This is a genomic window from Luteolibacter sp. Populi (assembly GCF_040801775.1).
Classification (GTDB): Bacteria; Verrucomicrobiota; Verrucomicrobiia; order Verrucomicrobiales; family Akkermansiaceae; genus Haloferula.
The window spans coordinates 2,304,551-2,323,006 of the sequence record NZ_CP161812.1 but is presented as its reverse complement, the minus strand read 5'-3'; the positions used below and the strand labels follow the sequence as shown (position 1 = coordinate 2,323,006).

Here is an 18,456-nt window from a genome sequence, read left to right as displayed (position 1 = left end):
GGATCAGTTCTTCTTCACTTCGAAATTGAAGGGTACCACGCAGCTCGCGCGGACATTCCGGCCGCCTTTGCTGGCCGGTTTGAATTTCCATTTGGTCACGGCAGCGATGGCCGCTTTGTCGAGATCCGGGTGACCGGCGGATTGCTTCACCGTGGCGGAGACTACCTTGCCGCTCTCATCCACCATGCAGGTGACGAGGACCTTGCCACCGGTGCCCTTGCTTAGGAGCGAGTTTGGATAGGTCGGTTGGATTTTACTGACGGGCACGGGCGGGGAATCCATGTCATTGCCGAGGAGGCCATCGCCACCGCCTCCGCCGCCTTTCCCGCCGCGGCCGAAACGCGGCAGGCTCACCACGAAGCTGCCGCCGGTTCCGGCACCCAGGTCGCCGGCATCGATGCCGAGATCGATGTCCGTGGTCGGCTCGTCCGACATCTCGTCTGGAGCGTCGGCCTCTGCAATCTCCGCTGAATCTTCCTCGGGCTCCTTCACCGCTTCCTCATCGGGTGGCTTGGGAGGCGGCGGGGGAGGAGGTGGCGGGGGGAGGCTGAGATCGACGATGACGAACTCTTCCTTCTCCTTCACCTCCTTCTTGCCAGCCAGGAAAAACGAAGCCACGCCGCCGATCACCACCGCGAGCAAAAGCCCGCCGATCAGCAGGCGTTGCCGGCCTTTTGGCGGCGGGGAGGCGTTATGCGAAGCCATGGGAAACGGAGGGCTTGGCGCCTACTTCGGCTTTTGCGTCGCCAGTCCGATCTTGTCGATGCCGAGGCGTCCGAGCACGTCGAGCACGCTCATCACCCCGCGGTACTGCACGGCGGTGTCGCCACGGACAATCACCGGCAGGTCGGGAGTGGTGGTCTTCAAGGCGCTCAGCTTGCTTTCCAATTCTTCCAAGGTCACCGGCGTGGTGTTGAGCTGGATCTTTCCTTCCGCATCCACCGTGATCGCCTGGATCTTGGGGACGCTGAGGTTCTTCGCCGACTTGTCGCTGGAGCGGGGCAACTCGACCTTCATGCCCTTCACCCCGGCTGCGGTCATGACGATGAAGATCAGCAGCAGCACCAGGTAGAGGTCCACCATCGGCGTGACATTGATGTCGTCGAAGCTCTTGTCGTCTGCGGAGGCCATTGGATTGTTCAGGTGGGAATTGGACTTGGCGGGCTATTCCTTTTGGGAGACCACCGCCGCGGAATTGGCATTGTCGGTGCCTTGATAAAACTCGGCCATCTTGGCCACGAATTCGTCGATGAAGACCTGCATCTCGCCCGTGATGTTTTTGATCCGGCTGTTCAGGTAGGAGTAAACGAAGAGCGCGGGAATCGCGACGACCAGGCCGGCGACCGTCGCCAGCAGCGCGGAGGCGATGCCGGGTGCGATGGCGTTCACGTCCACTTCCCCCACCTTCGAGATGATCGCGAAGGTGATCATCACGCCGACCACCGTGCCCAGCAGGCCGACATAGGGGCCGCCGGCGATGCTGATCGTGAGATAGATCAGTCCGTTGGTCAGCTTGTGATTCATGCGGACCAAGCCGGCATCCAGTGCCGCGCGGATCGCCTGGATCGAGCGGCCGGAGAGGCCCTTCTTGCGAATCCGGTCCTGCTCGAGGCGGTGGCGGATCTCCTCCGAACCGATGTGGTAGATCTGATAGAGCGGCGATTTCTGCACCAAGGTTTGCGTGGCTGAATCCGCATTGCCGCCGAAGCTCTTCACGCTGCTCGTGTCCCCATGGTCGATCGCGGTGAGATCGGAGGAGAGCAGGTTCCACTGCCGCAGGAACTCGGTCGTGCCCTTCTGGATCGAATTCAGGTAGAAAAATTTCCGGGCCGCGACGGTCCAGCCGACCGCGATCATCAGCACGCAGATGCCAATGGCGATCCAGCCGTCGAACATCATGTTCTTGGCGATGTCCCCGAAGAGCATCATGTGCTCCATCGCGCCGCTGTGACTTCCTTCGGGGTTTTTCAGGGCCTGCTCGATGGCTCGGCCATTGGTGGCATCGAGCGGCACCGTGCCTTCGCCTTTCTCGATGGCTTGGCCGATGCTGCCCTTGGTATCGGCAAGCGGCACGATGGCGGGGAGATTGGCACCGGTATCGGCTGCGGAAGCGACGCCTTCGAAGGACTTGTCCGTCGAGGCGAAGAACACCGAGGGGCCCGCGAGCAGCAGGGTGCCTTCAATCGCCTGACCACCGCGCCCCAGTCCCTTGCCATGGAAGCGATGGCCGCCCGCGACTTCAGACAAGCGTTGGAGCCCCAATTGAAGGATCTGGAAGCGTTCCGTCAGTTCGGACTTCGGGTCGCCCACGGAAGCGGTGGCCTTTTGATCGTGGCTTTCGAACTGCTGCTTGTAGAGCTGGCTCTCCGCCGGATGGATCCGCGTGACGATCGCCTTGGCATACTGGTTCAGCACGCCGGAGGCATAGGTGAAATCGACCTTCCGGGTCTCGAGTTCGCGCTCTAGGCTGCGAATCTTCGAGGTGCGCAGTTCTTCGTCGCGCTCCAGTGTGCGGAGTTCCTTCGTGAGGGTCAGCACCTCGTCATCCAGCTTGTTGACCTCGCGATACAGGCCGAGCCGGAGATCGGAGTATTCCTTCTGGGTCGAGAGAAGTTCCGAAGCGGCCTTCTTAATGGAATCGCGGGCGGTCTCGACCGGACTTGCGGCAGGGGAAGAAAGCGCCGCGGCGATGGAGGCCGCTGCGGCGATTGACAAAAGTCGGGTCATGGCTGGATGAGCGGGAGCTGGGTAAAGGTGGCGTCTTTCTCGCTGGTGGCGGAGGCGACGAGTGCCTGGATCTGCGGCGCGATGGCCGCGCGCTCCTCGAATTTCCAGCCGTCCTGTCCGGGCCGGCCGACGAGCGCGAAGCTGCTGTCCTCATTGACGCCGTAGGCCATCGCGAGGCCGAAATACACCACCTGCATCTTGAACTCGCGACCTTGGGAGTCCTTGTGAAGCTCCGCGCGGACGTGGACGAGTTGCTGGAATTTTTCGATCTCCGCGAGCAGTTCCACGGCATTGAAAAGCCGCTTCGAGACGTCCTCCGAGAGCTTGTCCGGAGGCAGTTGGAGGCCTTGCTTGAGAACTTCGACACCTTGGGCGACCTTGGCTTGCCGGAGCAGGGGTCCAGGGACGAGCTTGAGCCGGGAAGAGAGGCCTTCCTCGAGAGTCCGGACCTGCCGTGCCAGTTCATCCTGGGCCGCGGCGTAGCGGTCACGCTCCGCGACCTCGTCTAAGGATTGCTTGTCGCCGCCTTCCTTGCGCGTCTTAGCCCGATCGATTTGTTCCTTCAGGTCCTCGATTTCCTTTTCGAGGCCTTCCTTGTAACCCTTCAATACTTCGCGGTCCTTCTCCCAGGCATCCTCCTCCTTCTGGATTTTCTGCATGGTTTCCATCCACTCGCGGACCGAGCCGCGGAGAGCCTCGGGCCCATCGGCCGGAGCGGCGTGCTCCTGCGCCATCAGGGGAAAGGAGGCGAAGACGATACCAAAAATCAGGCAGGAGGGACGCATAACGGAACGGCAGAAAGCAAAAAGGGGCCACCGGCATTTGCCGATGGCCCCGATGTGACGGTTTCGTCAAATTGGCGGTTTACTCATTCAGCACCGGGAATCTCGATGCGGTAGAACTCCGCGGCGGGAACCGCCGGGAAGGTCGCTTCGAGGTCCGGAGCAGGAGTGAAGAGGCTCAGGTCGGAGGAACGGAACAGCGGGATTTTGAGCGTCACATCGGTCCCGGTCCTTTGGATCATCACCTGATTGCCGGTGACGAGGTTGAGGATGCCGGCTTCCGTATAAATCGAACCGAAGAGGCCCGAGTTATTCGTGCCCACCGAGAATCCGAGTTCTTGGAGCGCCGGAGTTCCTTCGAGGGTGTCGGAGATGCCGTCGTTGTCCGCGTCCGCGAACGGTGGCTCGCCGCCGCCGGAAGCTGGAACTTCACCCAGGAGAATCCTGGCGAAGCTCATCTTGGTCCAGCCGGCCGCCCAGTTGTCGGCGCCGAAGGCGCCGCGGTAGCCCACCGCCACCGGCGCGCCGGCCTGAAGGCTGGCGCTGAGGAGTGGGGAGCCGCTTGCCGGACGGGGATCGACCGAGAGCAAGGTGTTGTCAACGTCGCGGCTGTAGCTGCGGAACTTCGGATTCACGCCGCCGTTCGAGTTGCCGTTGATCGGCGCACCGGAGGCGTCGAAGAAGGTGCCCGCAGGGCCGGCACCGCTGAGGTAGGTCAGGTTGCTGGCATTCGTGCCGGTGAAACTGCCGCCGCCGAAACGACCGATGGTGTTGTGGCCGAACTCGAGACCCGAGCCCTTGCCATCGTCGGTGGCTTCGACGAGGTCTTCCTTGAAGTCGTCGAAGACCGAGTTGTAGAGCTTGCCCTTGAAGCGGTCGTCGAGGTAGACCGCGTTGTTGCCCTTGTCGTTGCCGTTGGCCGCGGTGACGCCGGAGCCGATGAAGGTGGCATTATAGATCACCGGGGCCGAATTGTTCGGGTTGTCGGCGATGGCGCCGGTCACGCCGTCCCACTCGCCGCCGTTGTCATGGGCGGAGGTCACGCCGTCCGAAAGGAAGGGATCCTGGATGCCGAACCAGAACTGGTTGGTGCCGGAGTAGCCTTGGTCGATGTCGAAGCCGTCGTCCTGGTTGAAGGCCAGCACGATGTAGCTGGTATTGACCGTGCCGCCGAAGAACTCGATGCCGTCATCCGCGTTGGCATAGACCTCGATGTGGTCGATGGTGGTGCCGGAGCCGACGCCGCCGAGGGTCAGGCCGTTGATTTCACTGTTGGGAGCGTAAACGTAGCCACCGTGGCGGATGGAGACGTAGCGGAGGATGCCGCTGTTGTCCGCGGCATTCACGCCGCCGTACTCGATCACGTCGGCGCGGCCGTCGTCGTCGATGTCGTTGGAGGAGGCGGGCTGGAAGCCCTCGATGCGGTCCTCGCCGATGCTTGTCACGCCGAGGTAGTTGGCGACCGTGCTGCTGCCCAGGATCACCACGCCGCCCCAGCGGCCGGCGGTGGTGGTGGTGGGAGCTTCTGCCACAAAACCGTCCCCGTCGAAGTCGAGCAGGGTCTCCGCCTCAAGCTCGTCGGTGGTGGTGAAAACGATCGGCTCCGCGGCGGTGCCGGCGGCATTGATCTTGGCACCGCGGGTGATCACCAGCGCGCCGAAGACATCGCCGTCCTTGGCGGAATAGATCTTGGTTCCAGGCTCGATGGTCAGGGTCGCGGCGTTGGTTACGAAGACCTTGTCGGTCAGAATGTAAATCTTGTCCTTGGTCCAAGTGGTGTTCGCTGTGATGGCGTGGACGTTCACGCCGAAGGGCGTGGAGGTCACGGTCTGGGTGGCGATCACATCCACCTTCTGCTTGAAGTAAGTGGCACTGTCGAACTTGGTCCAGCCGGCCGCCCAGTTGTCGGCACCGAAGGCGCCGCGGAAGGTGGTGGCGACGGGAGCCCCCGCCTGAAGGGTGGCACCATTCGCGGTCAACAGCGGGGAGCCGCTTTCCGGACGGGGGTCGATCGCAAGCAAGGCGTTGCCGCCGTCGCGGCTGTAGCTGCGGAGCATCGGATTCACGCCGCCGTTCGAGTTGCCGTTGATCGGCGCACCGGTGGCGTCGAAGAAGGTGCCCGCAGGGCCGGCACCGCTGAGGTAGGTCAGGTTGCTGGCGTTCGTGCCGGTGAAGCTGCCGCCGCCGAAACGACCGATGGTGTTGTGGCCGAACTCGAGACCCGAGCCCTTGCCATCGTCGGTGGCTTCGACGAGGTCTTCCTTGAAGTCGTCGAAGACCGAGTTGTAGAGCTTGCCCTTGAAGCGGTCGTCGAGGTAGACCGCGTTGTTGCCCTTGTCGTTGCCGTTGGCCGCGGTGACGCCGGAGCCGATGAAGGTGGCATTATAGATCACCGGGGCCGAATTGTTCGGGTTGTCGGCGATGGCGCCGGTCACGCCGTCCCACTCGCCGCCGTTGTCATGGGCGGAGGTCACGCCGTCCGAAAGGAAGGGATCCTGGATGCCGAACCAGAACTGGTTGGTGCCGGAGTAGCCTTGGTCGATGTCGAAGCCGTCGTCCTGGTTGAATGCCAGCACGATGTAGCTGGTATTGACCGTACCGCCGAAGAACTCGATGCCGTCATCCGCGTTGGCATAGACCTCGATGTGGTCGATGGTGGTGCCGGAGCCGACGCCGCCGAGGGTCAGGCCGTTGATTTCACTGTTGGGAGCGTAAACGTAGCCACCGTGGCGGATGGAGACGTAGCGGAGGATGCCGCTGTTGTCCGCGGCATTCACGCCGCCGTACTCAATCACGTCGGCGCGGCCGTCGTCGTCGAGGTCGTTGGAGGAGGCGGGCTGGAAGCCCTCGATGCGGTCCTCGCCGATGCTGGTCGCGCCGAGGTAGTTGGCGACCGTGCTGCTGCCCAGAATCACCACGCCGCCCCAGCGGCCGGCGGTCGTTGCGGTCGGGAATTCCGACACGGTCGCGTCGGGATCGAAAGGTGAATCGGTCTGTGTTTCGGCTTCCAGTTCATCGAGCGTGGTGAAGACGATCGGCTCCGCGGCGGTGCCCGCGGCATTGATCTTGGCACCGCGGGTAATCACCAGCGCGCCGAAGACATCGACGTTCTTGCTCGAATAAATCTTGGTGCCGGGCTCGATGGTCAGCGTCGCGGCATTGGTCACGAAGACCTTGTCCTTGAGGATATAGATGTTGTCCTTGGTCCAGGTTGTGTTGCCCGTGATGGCGCGGACGTTCGGGCCGAAGGGCGTGGACGTCACCGTCTGGGTGGCAACGACGTCGATTTGGGCAGCCTGCATGACGCAGGGCATCAGTGCGGCGAGCGCGAGGAGATTCCGCTTGGAAGGTGGAGTCGGTTTCATGGGGTAGATGCGATGGGTATCGTCGGTCGAGCGAGGTAGTGCCCCGAATAGCGGGGCTCTTGAACCTCTCCGCTGACCCTTCCGCGCTAGAGTGTTTTTCTGTGTCGATTTCGCCGCATGAGCGGCTGAGTCCCAAAGGCTGAGGTCAGAATACCGCCTTGAACTCGACCGAGTAGGAACGGCCCGGTGACTCCTGGGTATAGACCAGACCGTCGAATTCGCCTCCCCCGCCACCATTGGCCCCTCCGCCGCGGTATTCGTAGTCACGGGTCCCGTCGAGCAGGTTCCTGAATCCCAAGGTCACCGTGCCGTCGAACAGCCCGAAGTCGATCTTGCGGGCGACCACCAGATCGAGGGTGAATTGCGGTTTCAGCCAGACATCGTAGGCGGATGGATCGCTGCGCAAGACCGTCGGATACTCGTCAGTGAAATTGGAGGTGAGGAAGGCGCTCCAATTTCCATCCTCCGGAGCCCAGCCAAGCGTCAGGTTCAGGATCTGGCTCGGCTGGTAAGGGAAGCGGGTCTCCAGCGAGGTTACGTTGATGCCCTGGTTAACCTCGTATTCCAGCGTTGAGTCGATAAAGGTATAGTTCCCGGTGATGGAGAATGGACCGTCCTTCTGACGCCAATTCCCTTCGAGCTCGAAGCCATCGATCGTGCCCGTGTTACCGTTGACGTAGGTATTGCTATTCACGCCTTGGTCAACGCGTTGCACGACCACGATCGGGTCGGTGAGCGTTTTGTGGAAGAGCGAGCCGCGGATGTTGAACTCCTCGTTGAACACGTAGTCCAAGGACAAGTCGAGATTGTCGATGGAGGTCTCCGTCAGGTCGGGATTGCCGCGCCGGACGATGCCCGTGTCCTGGGAGATCGACTCGATGGGGAGGAACTCGTGGAAGGTGGGGCGCGCGACCGTGCGTGACCACGCGAAGTTCATCCAAGACTTGTCGGGGATGAGATCGATCCCGGCGACGATCGAAGGGACGAACGCGGTGGTGGTGACCGAACCGAAGCGCGAGGGGTCATCCGGCTCCAGCCGTGTTAGAGGATCGGGAGCGATCTGGTAGCTCTTGGTCTCTTCCTCCCATCGGGCGCCGCCGCCGGCACGCCAGAAATCCCCGTGGAAGGTGGCGGAAGTATAGAGAGCCGTGAGGCCCAACTCACTGTCGACGTTCCGGACCTCGAGACCGGAGCCGTTGACGTAGTAGGGTGCGTCGGGAAGGACGTAATTCGCACTCGTGGTGCCGGAGCCGGTCCCCGGGATGCGGCCGGTGTTCTCGCTGCCGTAGCCGTTGAAATATTCCAGGAGCTTGTCCGGATTCTTGGCCAGGTATTCGCCCAAGGTATTGTAGCCGGAAGGCAGCGGATCACCGTTGGGAAGCTTGTTGCCCGCGAGCGGGGAGCCGGGGGAGAAGGGCGGGATGGAGCCGTCGCTCGGCCACCAGCTCGGGGGATTGCGTGCGATCCAGCGCTCCCAGCTTGCGGTCTTGAGAAGATAGATGCGGCCCTGTTGCTCGCGCTCCTTGGTAAGCTTGCTGCCGCCGACGGAAAGATCCAGGCGCGGCCCGTCTTCCTTTTCATCGGTGAAGTAGATCGACTGCGAGAGGTCGAGCGATGCCTCCATGCTGTTCTCCTCGATGAACTGGGTCTCGCGGGAGGAGTCTTGGCTGCCGTTGCCGTCGTTGACGAAGGTCTGATACTCGAGCGTCGAGATCTTACCCAGCGAAGGGTTGTAGACAAAGTTGGGATCGAGGGCGGCCTGGGCCGCGATCCGCGGGTCGGTGAAGTCGAGCTGTCCGGTCTGATAGGTGCTGCTGTGCGGGCGCGACTCGCGGGCCTGGGACTTGGTCAGCGACCAGCCAAGCCGCGTGCCTATGTCATTCTTGTGGGCACCGGAGAGCTGCAGGATCTCCGTGTCGCGGATGATCGGATCGATGGTCCAGAATTCCTTGTTGTAGACCGCGGAGGCGCCGTAGCGGTCGATCGCCGCGTCGTTCTTCGCGAAGGCTCCGTAAACATCGCTGCCCGCAATCTGGAAATCGGTGCCGTGGGTGATCTCGTCGGTTGCGATGCGCTTCCTGAAGTAGGTGAAGTTGAACTCATGGTCCTCGCTCGGCCGGTATCCCGCGCTTGCATAGATCGACCAATCGACCTCCCTCGCATAGCTTTCCTCGGTCCACGAGCGTGCTGGCGAAGTCAGCCGGTTCTCCTGACCGGCGGAGTTCACCTCATCGTGCTGCCCGCGCTGGAAGGCGGTCACGAATCCGAATTCCCCGCCGTTCTCAAGTTCGACGCGGTCGCCATAGACCAGGGAAAGGTTCTCGCCTTCCTCCGGCTTCGCCACCTTCGGCATGAAGGACTGCGAGCCGTGCAAGGCCTTCTGTCCGGCCTTGGCCCGGTCCGCGAGGGCCTGCTGCCTCAATGCCTCATCGATCTGGGCCTGTTGCTGGGCGGGGTTGCGGTTGCTGTTGCCGGGAGTGACGCGGTTGCCGCCCGCATTGAAACTGGTGGGATTGCCGAGCGCGTCGGTATTCCACATGTACGAATCGGGGATGGGCTTGTCCACGTCGCCCCAGGCACCGAGCTCGCGGTCGGGATGCACCAGCATCCGGTCCCCGAGATTCGAGTTCCAAGTCATCTTGTATTTGAACTCCGCGAACCGCTCCTGCGGAATGCTCAGCGACTTGATCTTGATCGTGCCGCCGCCGAAGTCGCCCGGCATGCTCGCATCGTAGGTCTTGGCGATGTCGATCCCCTGCAGCGCGACCGTCGGGAAGATGTCGAGCTGCACCGCCTTGCGGGAAGGATCCGCGGATGAGATCGAGGCACCGTTGAAAAGCGTGGTGACGTAGCGGTCCGCCAGGCCCCGCACCACGGCGAACTTCCCGCCGACGATGTTCGCCCCGGAGATCTTGCCGACGGCCCCCGCGGCATCGCTGATGTTCTTCTGCGTGAACTCTTCCTTGCTGATCGAGGAGGTGATCGTCTGCTCGACGGCGAGATCCGTGAAGAGGTTGGCCTCGGCGGATTCCTGGTATTCCCCGACAACGCTTTCTTCATCCAGCATGTACTCATCGGTCCCGCTTTCCACCGGCTTCTTGCGCAAGCTGAAGCGGAGTTGAACAGGGGCTGTCGGGTTCGGGCTCACGCCCAGCGTGCCCGGCGTGTAGTTGAGCGCGGAGGCTTCCGCGGTGAAGTCACCCTGCGGCAGCCCGTCGATCCGGAACTTTCCCCGCGCATCGGATTCCGCGGCGCGGCCGGTGCCGATGATATCGACGATCGCCCCGGCGATCGGGTCGAGGGTGGTCGAATCGGATACTTCGCCGATGATCACGCCATTCCCGATCTGGCGCTCCATCGGCAGGGCACCGAAGAGCCCCGGCGGGGGAGCAGGGTCGACCCCGGCTGGCAATTGACCGGGTTGCCAGGGAGCTTCAGGCATGCTGTCCGCCGGTCTCCTCCGGATTCCGGGAACCGCATGGAAATTGCGATGCACCGGCGGGGCGGCGGATCGCCACTCTTCCACCAGAGTCCTCGCCCGCGCGGGTGCAGCTTCAGGCGAACGCCAGAACGCGTTGCGTGACGGAGTCGTCAGATCAAATGGCGCAGCGGTGATTGGTGGAGCGTCCGGCATCGCCTGCCGGGGCGCCGGTAGCAGCGCCACCAGCAGGTAGTCCATGCGGACCGGCTCCGTGGGAAGCTCTGCCTCGACAAAGCCATGACAGGGGCCGGCAAGCAGGGCAAAATTCGTGACACTGGCAACGGCGATTCTCAGCCAATCCCGATCTCGAAAAGGTAGTGGAGGGAGGTCGGAGAGGGGAGGCATCGGAGCCGGTAAAAGCTTCGAGTCGATAGCCACCCCCCAAGCGGCGGCGAAGAGCACCCTCGTTACGATTCCGTCACAACGCTTGATCCGCGGTGCTTCCGGCGTCAGGAATCCGGATCTTCGGTCGTATCGGGATCCACGCATGAAAGCCCTTCTCCTCCTCGCCGCCCTGGTCTGCTCCACATGGGCCGCGGAACCGCCGCCGGGCGTGGTGATCCATCACAGCCCGGCCTCGCAGCGGCTCTACATCGGCTCCCCATCGCTCTGCGTGCTGCCGGATGGCAGCTACCTCGCCAGCCACGATCTCTTCGGCCCCGCGAGCAAGGAGCACGACCTGGCCCGTGGCCGACTCTATCGCTCCACTGACAAGGGCGCGTCCTGGCAGCATGTGCGGGACTTCGAGGGCTTCTTCTGGACCGGCCTCTTCACCCGCGGGAAGTCCGTCTACACCCTCGGCACCGACAAGCATCATGGCCGCGTGATCGCCCGCCGCTCCGATGACGGCGGCACGGAGTGGCGCGAGGCCGTGCTTGCGGAAGGCGCATGGCACACCGCGCCGATGCCGGTGATCGAGCACGGCGGCCGGATCTGGCGCGCGATCGAAGACGCCGATGGCGGCACCAAGTGGGGCGAACGCTACCGGGCCCGCATGATGTCCGCACCCGCGGATGCCGACCTGCTCGACCCGAAGAGCTGGACCTTTTCCAATCCGATGGCCCGCGATGCCACTTGGCTAGGCGGAGACTTCACCGCCTGGCTGGAGGGTAATGCCGTGGTCGATCCAGAGGGAAACATGGTCGATCTCCTCCGCGTCGATCAATCGCATGTTCCCGAGAAAGCCGCCATCGTCCGCATCTCGGAGGACGGTACCTCCGCTAGCTTCGATCCCGCGAAGGACTTCATCGAGATGCCCGGCGGCGCCAAGAAGTTCACCATCCGCAAGGATCCCGCCGGTCCCGGCTACTGGACGCTGGCCTCCATCATCCCGGAGCGCCACGCCGGAGCCGGCCGTCCCGCCAGCATCCGCAATACTCTGGCATTGGTCTTCTCCGATGATCTTCGTAATTGGGAGATCCGCTCCATTCTCCTCTACCACCCGGATCTTGCGAAGCACGGCTTCCAGTATGTCGATTGGCAATTCGACGGTAGCGACCTGATCGCCGCCTGCCGCACCGCCTGGGATGATGACGAGGGCGGCGCGCGCAACCATCATGACGCGAACTTCCTGACCTTCCACCGCTGGCAGAACTTCCGTAAGCTCACCCGTAAGGACGACGCGCCGATGTCCGAAGCCGCGGGCCTCACCCGTGAGACGGTGGACTTCTCGCTCAAGGGCGGCGGCTTCGACATCGCCGAACTCAGGAATGGCGCGGTCGCCTTCTCGAACCGGGCCTACGTCTGGGATGCCGTGCCCCCGTCTCTGGCCGGCTCATCCTTCACCCGCCTCGGCGGTGGTGAGAAGGCCTCGCTCAGCGTCACTGCCAGGCGCGATGCCACGGTCCGCATTGCCACCTCGTTCGGCGGGAATGCGGCGAATCTCTCCGGCTGGGAAAAGGAGAATGAAGAGTTCGGCTACAACGACAGCGGCAATACCCGCGTGCAGGTCCTCTCCCGGCCTCTCAAGAAGGGCGAGCTGCTGGTACTGCCGCGCGGGAATTGGACCGGCAGCATCCTGATCCTGCCGAAGGAGTAGAGGTAGTCATGCGAAAATCTCCGTTGCCACTTTCCCCGCGACATCGGTGAGCCGGAAGTCGCGCCCGCCATACGGATAGGTCAGCGCCTCGTGATCCAGGCCCATGAGCGCGAGCAGCGTGGCGTGCAGGTCATTGGTGTGCATCTGGCCTTCCACGGCCTTGACGCCGAATTCGTCGGTCCCGCCATGGGTGTAGCCCGCCTTGACCCCGCCACCGGCGAGAAACATCGAGTAGCCGGTGATATTGTGGTCGCGTCCGTCCTGACCCTGCGCCGTCGGCTGGCGACCGAACTCGGAACCGAAGAGCACCAGCGTGTCCTCTAACAACCCGCGCTGCTCCAGATCGGTAAGCAGCGCCGCGGTGGCCTGGTCGACGTTTCCGGAGCGCTCGATCAGGCCCTTGTGGAGGTTGTTGTGGTGGTCCCAGCCGGGCTGGCAGATCTCGACGAAGCGGACGCCGGCCTCGCTCAGGCGGCGGGCCATCAGGCACTGCCGCGCGAAGGCACCCGCGGGTCCATCCTTGACCCCGTAGGCTTCGCGGACGTGTTGCGGTTCCTTCGAGATATCGAGCAGGGCCGGCACCTTGTCCTGCATGCGGAAGCCCAGCTCGTAGGAAGCGATGATGCCGTCCACCGGATCCGGTGCGCCGGGCGCGGCGGCGAAGTCGCGGTTCATGGACTGCACCAGATCGAGCTGACGGCGTTGCGAGGCGGCCTCCGCCTGGGCCTTGAGATTGGCCATGAAGCCGGCATCGGTGAGCTTCGTGCCTTGGAAGTGCGCGGGCAGGAAGGCGCTGCCATAGTTCACCGCACCGCCGAAGTTCGGGGAGGGATTGATGGTGATATAGCCGGGCAGGTCTTGGTTATCGGTGCCCAGGCCGTAGAGCAGCCACGCACCCATGCTCGGCCGGGTGAGCGCGGCATTCGCGCTGCCGGTGTGAAGCTGGACCACCGCCTGCGGGTGGGCGGGCGTGTCCGTATGCAGGCCCCGCAGCCAGCAGAATTTGTCGGCATGCGTCGCAATGTTCGGCAGCAGCTCGGAAAACCAGCTTCCGGTCTGCCCGTATTGTTTGAAGGCGAACTTGGAAGCCGTTAACCGGCCACCGCCCGGTCCGGTCTTGCCATCGTTGGCCTGCACCTCCGGTTTGTAGTCGAAGGTGTCGATCCCCGACATCGCCCCTTCCATGAAGACGAAAATGATGCGCTTCGCACGGGCCTTGAAGTGCGGCAGCTTCGGCAGCAGCGGACTGGCCTCGCCCGCTAGCAAGCGTTGCTGACCTAACAGCCCGGCGAGGGCCAGGTAGCCGAAGCCGGCACCGGCGGATTTCAGGATGGAACGGCGTGAGTTCATGACGGATTGGCTTAGCGGATGAATCGGAATTCGGCGGAGGAGTAGAGGGCCTGGATCAGGCTCATCCATGCGGCGGTGGCGGGATCGCCGGGCTCGATGGTGGTATCCACGGCGGTCAGGTCGTTGCGCGGCATGTCGTCGGGATTGGCGGCGTCGTTGGTGGTTCCCTCGGTGGAGACCAGGGCGAGTTCCGGACCTGCCTTCACTTCGGACTCGGGCGCATGCCAGGTAGCGGCGGCTTCGATCAGGAAGTCCTTCGCACGCGCGATATCGGATGATCCCGCATCGCGGCCGAGGATGCTCAGGAAGAGCGCGGCGATCTTGTCCTCCATGCTTCCTGGCGCTGCGTGAGTCGCCGTGGCGAAGCTCAGCGCCTCGCGCCGGACGAAGCCGGAGTTCAGGAAGAACAGCGCCTGTCCCGGCACGGTGGTGGCCTCCCGCTGGCCGGTGACGAGGGTCTGCGAGACCGGATCGAAGGCCTCGAGCGACTTCGGCACCAGGCCGCGCAGCAGGGGAAGGTAGATGCTGCGGGCCAGCTCGCGGTCGGCTTGGTCTTGCACGCCCTTCGCCTCCTGCCCGTTATCGCGCATCTCGACCATTCGCAGCTTTTTGACCGCAGGGTCGGCTGCGGGTGCATCTAACAAGCGGCTATCGGCGGCCAGGATCGCATCGCGGATTTCCTCGGTGGCCATGCGCCGCGGAGAGTGCCGCCATACGAGGCGGTTTTCCGGATCCTTGAGCAGGTGTTCATCCGGGCTGGCGGCCCCGAGTTGGTAGCTGCGGCTTAGGACGATCTCCCGGACCAGCTTCTTCGTCGACCAGCCTTCATCGATGAAGCGCTGCGCGAGGTGATCGAGAAGTTCCGGATGCGATGGGGCATCGCCGGTCACGCCGAAGTTATCCACCGTGCTAACGATCCCGCGACCGAAGAGATGCAGCCACGCGCGGTTCACGACCACCCGTGGCGTGAGTGGATTCGCGGGGCTCGTCAGCCATTCCGCAAGCTCCAGCCTTCCGCTCTGCTCGGGATTCACCGGCGGTGCGCCGGGCACCTCGAAGGCGCTAAGGAAACCGCGCGGCACCGCAGGGCCCAGCCGCTCGGCCTCGCCGCGGATGCGGACCTGCGTATCGGCGATCTGCGGAGCCTCCCGCACGCCGTGGACGGCGAAGCCGCGCGCCGCCGGATCGGTGAGGGCGAGCAAGTCGGCCTGGGCGCGCTCGAAGCGCAGGCGGAAGGGGCGCTGGGTAGGCTGGCCGTTCGCCGCGCGCTTCAAACCTTCCGGCGTGCCGCGAATTTCATCCCAAGCCTTCTTCGTCTCCGCGACCTTCGCTTCGAGCGCCGCGACCTCCTCCGCGGGCGGGGGAGGCACTTCGGTCGAAAGCTGGATCAAATTCTTAGGATCATAGTAGTCCAAGCCGCCGCCGCCCATCTTGTTGCGGACGCCCGCTCCATCGGTGGTGCTGGTGAAGATCCCCGCCAGCGCGTAGTAGTCCGTCACCGGCACCGGGTCGAACTTGTGATCGTGGCAGCGCGCGCAGCTCACGGTGAGGCCCAGGACCGAGCGCGTGACCGTGTCGATTTTCTCGTCCACGTTGTCCATCTGGAAGCGGACTTTGAAACGCTGGTTCACGTCCTTCACGCCGAGCGCGAGGAAACCGGTGGCGGTGAGTTGGCGGTCGCGGCTGGCATCGTCGGCGGCGGGCAAGAGATCGCCGGCGATCTGCTCGCGGATGAAGCGGTCGAAGGGCACATCCTTGGCCACCGCATCCAGCACGTAATCCCGATACTTCCAGGCGTGGGGGTAGGGGATGTTCCGCGAGGGCCCGGTGGATTCGCCGTAGCGCGCGATATCCAGCCAGTGCCGGCCCCAGCGCTCGCCGAAGCCGCGCGAAGCCAGCAGGCGGTCGACCTCCGCGGCATAAGCCTGGGGGGAAGGATCGGCGAGGAATTCGCGGATCTTCTCCGGGGCCGGCGGCAGGCCCGTGAGGTCGAAGCTCAAGCGGCGCAGCAGCGTGGCCGGAGCGGCATCGGCGACGGGTGGCAAGCTTTCCGTCTCCAGCTTCGCGAGCACGAAGCGATCGATCTCGCCGCGTGGCCAGGTGCTGTCCTTGACCTCGGGAACCACGGGTCGCGAGAGAGGCTGCCAGGCCCAGTGGGACTTACGGAGTTTCTCGTACTTCGCGCTCACCTTGCCGAGGTCCTCGGGGATCTTCTCCTCCGGCCAGGCCGCGCCCTTCGCGATCCAGGTCCGCAGGTCGTCGATCTGGGAGGCGGCGAGCGGCGCGCTTTCCTTTGGCATCAGTAGCCGCTCCTGGGTGTGGATTACACGCTGGATCAGCAGGCTCTTGTCGGGGTCGCCCGGGACCACGGCCGGACCGTTGTTGCCGCCGCCGAGCAGCCCGTTCAAGTCGTCCACGCGCAGGTCGCCCGCGGCCTTGGTGTCGGCGGAGTGGCAGCCGTAGCAATGCTCGCTAAGGATCGGGCGGACCTTTTTCTCGAAGAATTCGAGATCTGCCGGATCGTGGGCGGCTTTGGCAATGCCGATGAAAGCAAGGCCGAGAATGAGACGGGAAGACATGAGCGGGTAATGGTAAGAGCGGGCGATGGTAGGCCCGGGAGCGCGGACTTTAGTCCGCCCGATGGCCGGGATTCAGTTGTCCTTCGATTTGCAGGAGCCTTGGGACGGACTAAAGTCCACGCTCCCGGGGCAAGCCTCCCCAACCGGAACAACGCAGTCGTCCCGCAACGGAGGAAAAACTCTAACAAGCAGGCGGGGCTTGGGGAGAGGGCTAGCCGAGCCCTCTCCCCGCAACGCCACCGTGTCGTGTCCTAGAGAGTCTTGAGTGTCACCTGGGTGACCTTGCCGCTGAAGGCGTGCGGCGCGGAGTATTCGCCGACGGCAGCGCCGCCGTCATTGCCGATGGTGAGGCCCTCGCCGGGACGACGCTCGATCAGTCCGCTGACCTTGCCTTCGCCAGCGGCAGCGCCGTCCACCTTCAGGACCACGTTGCCATCGGCCTGAAGGGTGGCCTCGATCTTGTGCGCGCCCGCCGTCAGCGGTTCCGGCGAGCTCACGGTCGAGAGAGCGCCACCATTGCGCACCGAGAAGGCGAGCTTGCCATCCACGATGTGGAGCGCGTAGCCGCGGGCGTTCCCACCCTGCGCGACGATCACGCCCTCGGGCTTCTCCCCGGCTTCAAGATCGGCCGCGATGCTGAAGCCCTTGCTCGCGATGTCCGGGGAATCCTCGCCGCTAAGCGTGTCGCCCGATTTCCACGGTCCCGTCTGCGAAGCGTTGCTTGCTTGCGGAGCATTGGCCGCATTGCCACGTCCGCCACGGCGCTGGCCACCGTTGGGCGTCCACTTCGGATCGACCAAGCCAGCGTTCCAGCCATCCCAGAGTGCGGCGAGTTCCTTCACCTTCTCGGGGTTGGCAGAGGCCAGGTCGTTCTTCTCTCCGATGTCGTCCTTCAGGTTGTAGAGCTTCGCGCCCGCGGTGCTGGCCTTTTCGCCGGCTCCGCCGCGAGCGTTCTCATCGGCTACCGACTTCACCAGCTTCCAGTCGCCCTTGCGCACCGCGAGCTGCTCGCCGAAGCGCCAAAAGAGCGCATCGTGCGGCGCTTCGGCCTTCTCGCCCTTGAGATAGGGAAGCAGGTTCACGCCATCGAGCTTCCATGCCGGATCCACTTCCACCCCTGCCGCGGCCAGGCTGGTGGGCAGCACGTCGAGCTGGATCACCGGGCGGTCATCGGTCTTGCCCGCCGGGATCTTGCCTTTCCACTGCACGAAGAATGGCACCCGGATGCCGCCTTCCGAGGTCTGCGACTTGTAGCCCTTGAGCGGGCCGTTGCCGGAAGTGATGGAAGGCGTCGGCCCGCCGTTGTCACTGAAGAAGTAGATCAGCGTGTCTTCTTCCAGGCCGAGGTCGCGCACCTTGGTCAGCACGCTGCCGACGGAGTCATCCAGCGCGGAAAGCAGCCCGGCGAACTTCCGGCGCTTCGGGTCCTGGATCGAACTAAAGCGGCTCTCGTACTTCTCCAGCGTTTCCAGCGGCGCATGGACCGCATTGAAGGGCAGATAGACGAACCACTGCTGGTCCTTCTTCCTCTCGATGAAGGAGGATGCCTCGCGGGCGAATGCCTCGGTGAGATAGCCCGGGTCCTTCACGTTCTCCGTCCCGTGCAGGATGCCGTTCTGGCCCTGGCCGGGATTCAGGTAGCTGTGCGCGCCGCCGAGGAAGCCGTAGAATTCATCGAAGCCGCGCTTCTGCGGATGATACTCCGGCGTATTGCCGAGGTGCGACTTGCCGAACCAACCGGTCGCATACCCCGCCGCCTTGAAGCGGTCGCCGATGGTCGTCTCCTTGAGCGAGAGGCCGATGCTTTCGCCGGTGGTGACCGCCTGACCGGGATTGAACTCGTGACCGAAGCGCTGCTGGTAGTGTCCCGTCAGCAGGCCGGCGCGGGTCGGGCTGCAATACGGGCCGCTGACGTAGCCATTGGTGAAGCGCACGCCGTTTTTGGCGATGCTGTCGATATGCGGCGTCGGGATGTCCTTGCTGAAGCCCTGGGCGGTCAGTTCGCCGTAGCCGAGGTCGTCGGCGACGATGACCAGGATGTTCGGCTTGCGCTCGGCATGGGCGGGAATGGCCAGGGCCGCGAGCAGCCCGAGGAATGCGTAGGATGTTTTCATGATGAATCGTGTTGGAGTGT

The 18,456-nt window shown here is 63.8% G+C and carries 10 protein-coding genes; 1 reads left to right on the top strand and 9 read right to left on the bottom strand.

Going from position 1 to position 18,456, the window contains the following annotated elements; translation table 11 throughout:
* Positions 1–3: 3 nt before the first annotated feature.
* From ABWK72_RS09175 to ABWK72_RS09150, 6 genes are all read right to left on the bottom strand, one after another.
* Positions 4–705 carry an energy transducer TonB gene (locus ABWK72_RS09175; RefSeq protein ID WP_367874488.1) on the bottom strand — a complete coding sequence of 234 codons (702 nt, stop codon included), beginning with the start codon at positions 703–705 and terminating at the stop codon, positions 4–6.
* Between the two features lie 21 nt (positions 706–726).
* Positions 727–1,131 (bottom strand): ExbD/TolR family protein, encoded by a 405-nt coding sequence (locus ABWK72_RS09170; protein ID WP_367874487.1) that lies wholly within the window; start codon positions 1,129–1,131, stop codon positions 727–729.
* A 33-nt stretch (positions 1,132–1,164) separates the two neighbouring features.
* Positions 1,165–2,727: a MotA/TolQ/ExbB proton channel family protein gene (locus ABWK72_RS09165; RefSeq protein ID WP_367874486.1), complete on the bottom strand. Its 1,563-nt coding sequence runs from the start codon at positions 2,725–2,727 to the stop codon at positions 1,165–1,167.
* Positions 2,724–3,512 carry a DUF3450 family protein gene (locus ABWK72_RS09160; protein WP_367874485.1) on the bottom strand — a complete coding sequence of 263 codons (789 nt, stop codon included), beginning with the start codon at positions 3,510–3,512 and terminating at the stop codon, positions 2,724–2,726. Before ABWK72_RS09160 ends, ABWK72_RS09165 begins: the two co-directional genes overlap by 4 nt.
* Before the next feature lie 83 nt (positions 3,513–3,595).
* Complete coding sequence (locus ABWK72_RS09155) at positions 3,596–6,874, bottom strand: hypothetical protein (protein WP_367874484.1); 3,279 nt, start codon at positions 6,872–6,874, stop codon at positions 3,596–3,598.
* Between the two features lie 145 nt (positions 6,875–7,019).
* Entirely contained in the window at positions 7,020–10,316 is a 3,297-nt protein-coding gene (locus tag ABWK72_RS09150; protein ID WP_367874483.1) for an outer membrane beta-barrel protein, read from the bottom strand.
* A 526-nt stretch (positions 10,317–10,842) separates the two neighbouring features.
* Here ABWK72_RS09150 and ABWK72_RS09145 point away from each other — a divergent pair.
* Complete coding sequence (locus tag ABWK72_RS09145) at positions 10,843–12,393, top strand: exo-alpha-sialidase (protein WP_367874482.1); 1,551 nt, start codon at positions 10,843–10,845, stop codon at positions 12,391–12,393.
* A gap of 6 nt (positions 12,394–12,399) precedes the next feature.
* Here the strand turns inward: ABWK72_RS09145 and ABWK72_RS09140 are convergent, their stop codons facing one another.
* The 3 genes from ABWK72_RS09140 to ABWK72_RS09130 form a co-directional block, all read right to left on the bottom strand.
* Positions 12,400–13,743: a DUF1501 domain-containing protein gene (locus ABWK72_RS09140; RefSeq protein WP_367874481.1), complete on the bottom strand. Its 1,344-nt coding sequence runs from the start codon at positions 13,741–13,743 to the stop codon at positions 12,400–12,402.
* 11 nt (positions 13,744–13,754) lie between these two features.
* On the bottom strand, positions 13,755–16,322 hold the full coding sequence (locus ABWK72_RS09135) for a PSD1 and planctomycete cytochrome C domain-containing protein (protein WP_367874480.1): 2,568 nt from the start codon (positions 16,320–16,322) through the stop codon (positions 13,755–13,757).
* Between the two features lie 251 nt (positions 16,323–16,573).
* Positions 16,574–18,436, bottom strand: coding sequence for a sulfatase-like hydrolase/transferase (locus tag ABWK72_RS09130; protein WP_367874479.1), 1,863 nt, complete (start codon positions 18,434–18,436; stop codon positions 16,574–16,576).
* Positions 18,437–18,456 lie beyond the last annotated feature (20 nt).

Excerpts from the sequence above, each read along its gene's own strand:
- ABWK72_RS09130 (WP_367874479.1), bottom strand. The coding sequence starts at position 18,436 with ATGAAAACATCCTACGCATTCCTCGGGCTGCTCGCGGCCCTGGCCATT.
- ABWK72_RS09150 (WP_367874483.1), bottom strand. The coding sequence starts at position 10,316 with ATGCCTGAAGCTCCCTGGCAACCCGGTCAATTGCCAGCCGGGGTCGAC.
- ABWK72_RS09175 (WP_367874488.1), bottom strand. The coding sequence starts at position 705 with ATGGCTTCGCATAACGCCTCCCCGCCGCCAAAAGGCCGGCAACGCCTG.
- ABWK72_RS09170 (WP_367874487.1), bottom strand. The coding sequence starts at position 1,131 with ATGGCCTCCGCAGACGACAAGAGCTTCGACGACATCAATGTCACGCCG.
- ABWK72_RS09145 (WP_367874482.1), top strand. The coding sequence starts at position 10,843 with ATGAAAGCCCTTCTCCTCCTCGCCGCCCTGGTCTGCTCCACATGGGCC.
- ABWK72_RS09155 (WP_367874484.1), bottom strand. The coding sequence starts at position 6,874 with ATGAAACCGACTCCACCTTCCAAGCGGAATCTCCTCGCGCTCGCCGCA.
- ABWK72_RS09140 (WP_367874481.1), bottom strand. The coding sequence starts at position 13,743 with ATGAACTCACGCCGTTCCATCCTGAAATCCGCCGGTGCCGGCTTCGGC.
- ABWK72_RS09160 (WP_367874485.1), bottom strand. The coding sequence starts at position 3,512 with ATGCGTCCCTCCTGCCTGATTTTTGGTATCGTCTTCGCCTCCTTTCCC.
- ABWK72_RS09165 (WP_367874486.1), bottom strand. The coding sequence starts at position 2,727 with ATGACCCGACTTTTGTCAATCGCCGCAGCGGCCTCCATCGCCGCGGCG.
- ABWK72_RS09135 (WP_367874480.1), bottom strand. The coding sequence starts at position 16,322 with ATGTCTTCCCGTCTCATTCTCGGCCTTGCTTTCATCGGCATTGCCAAA.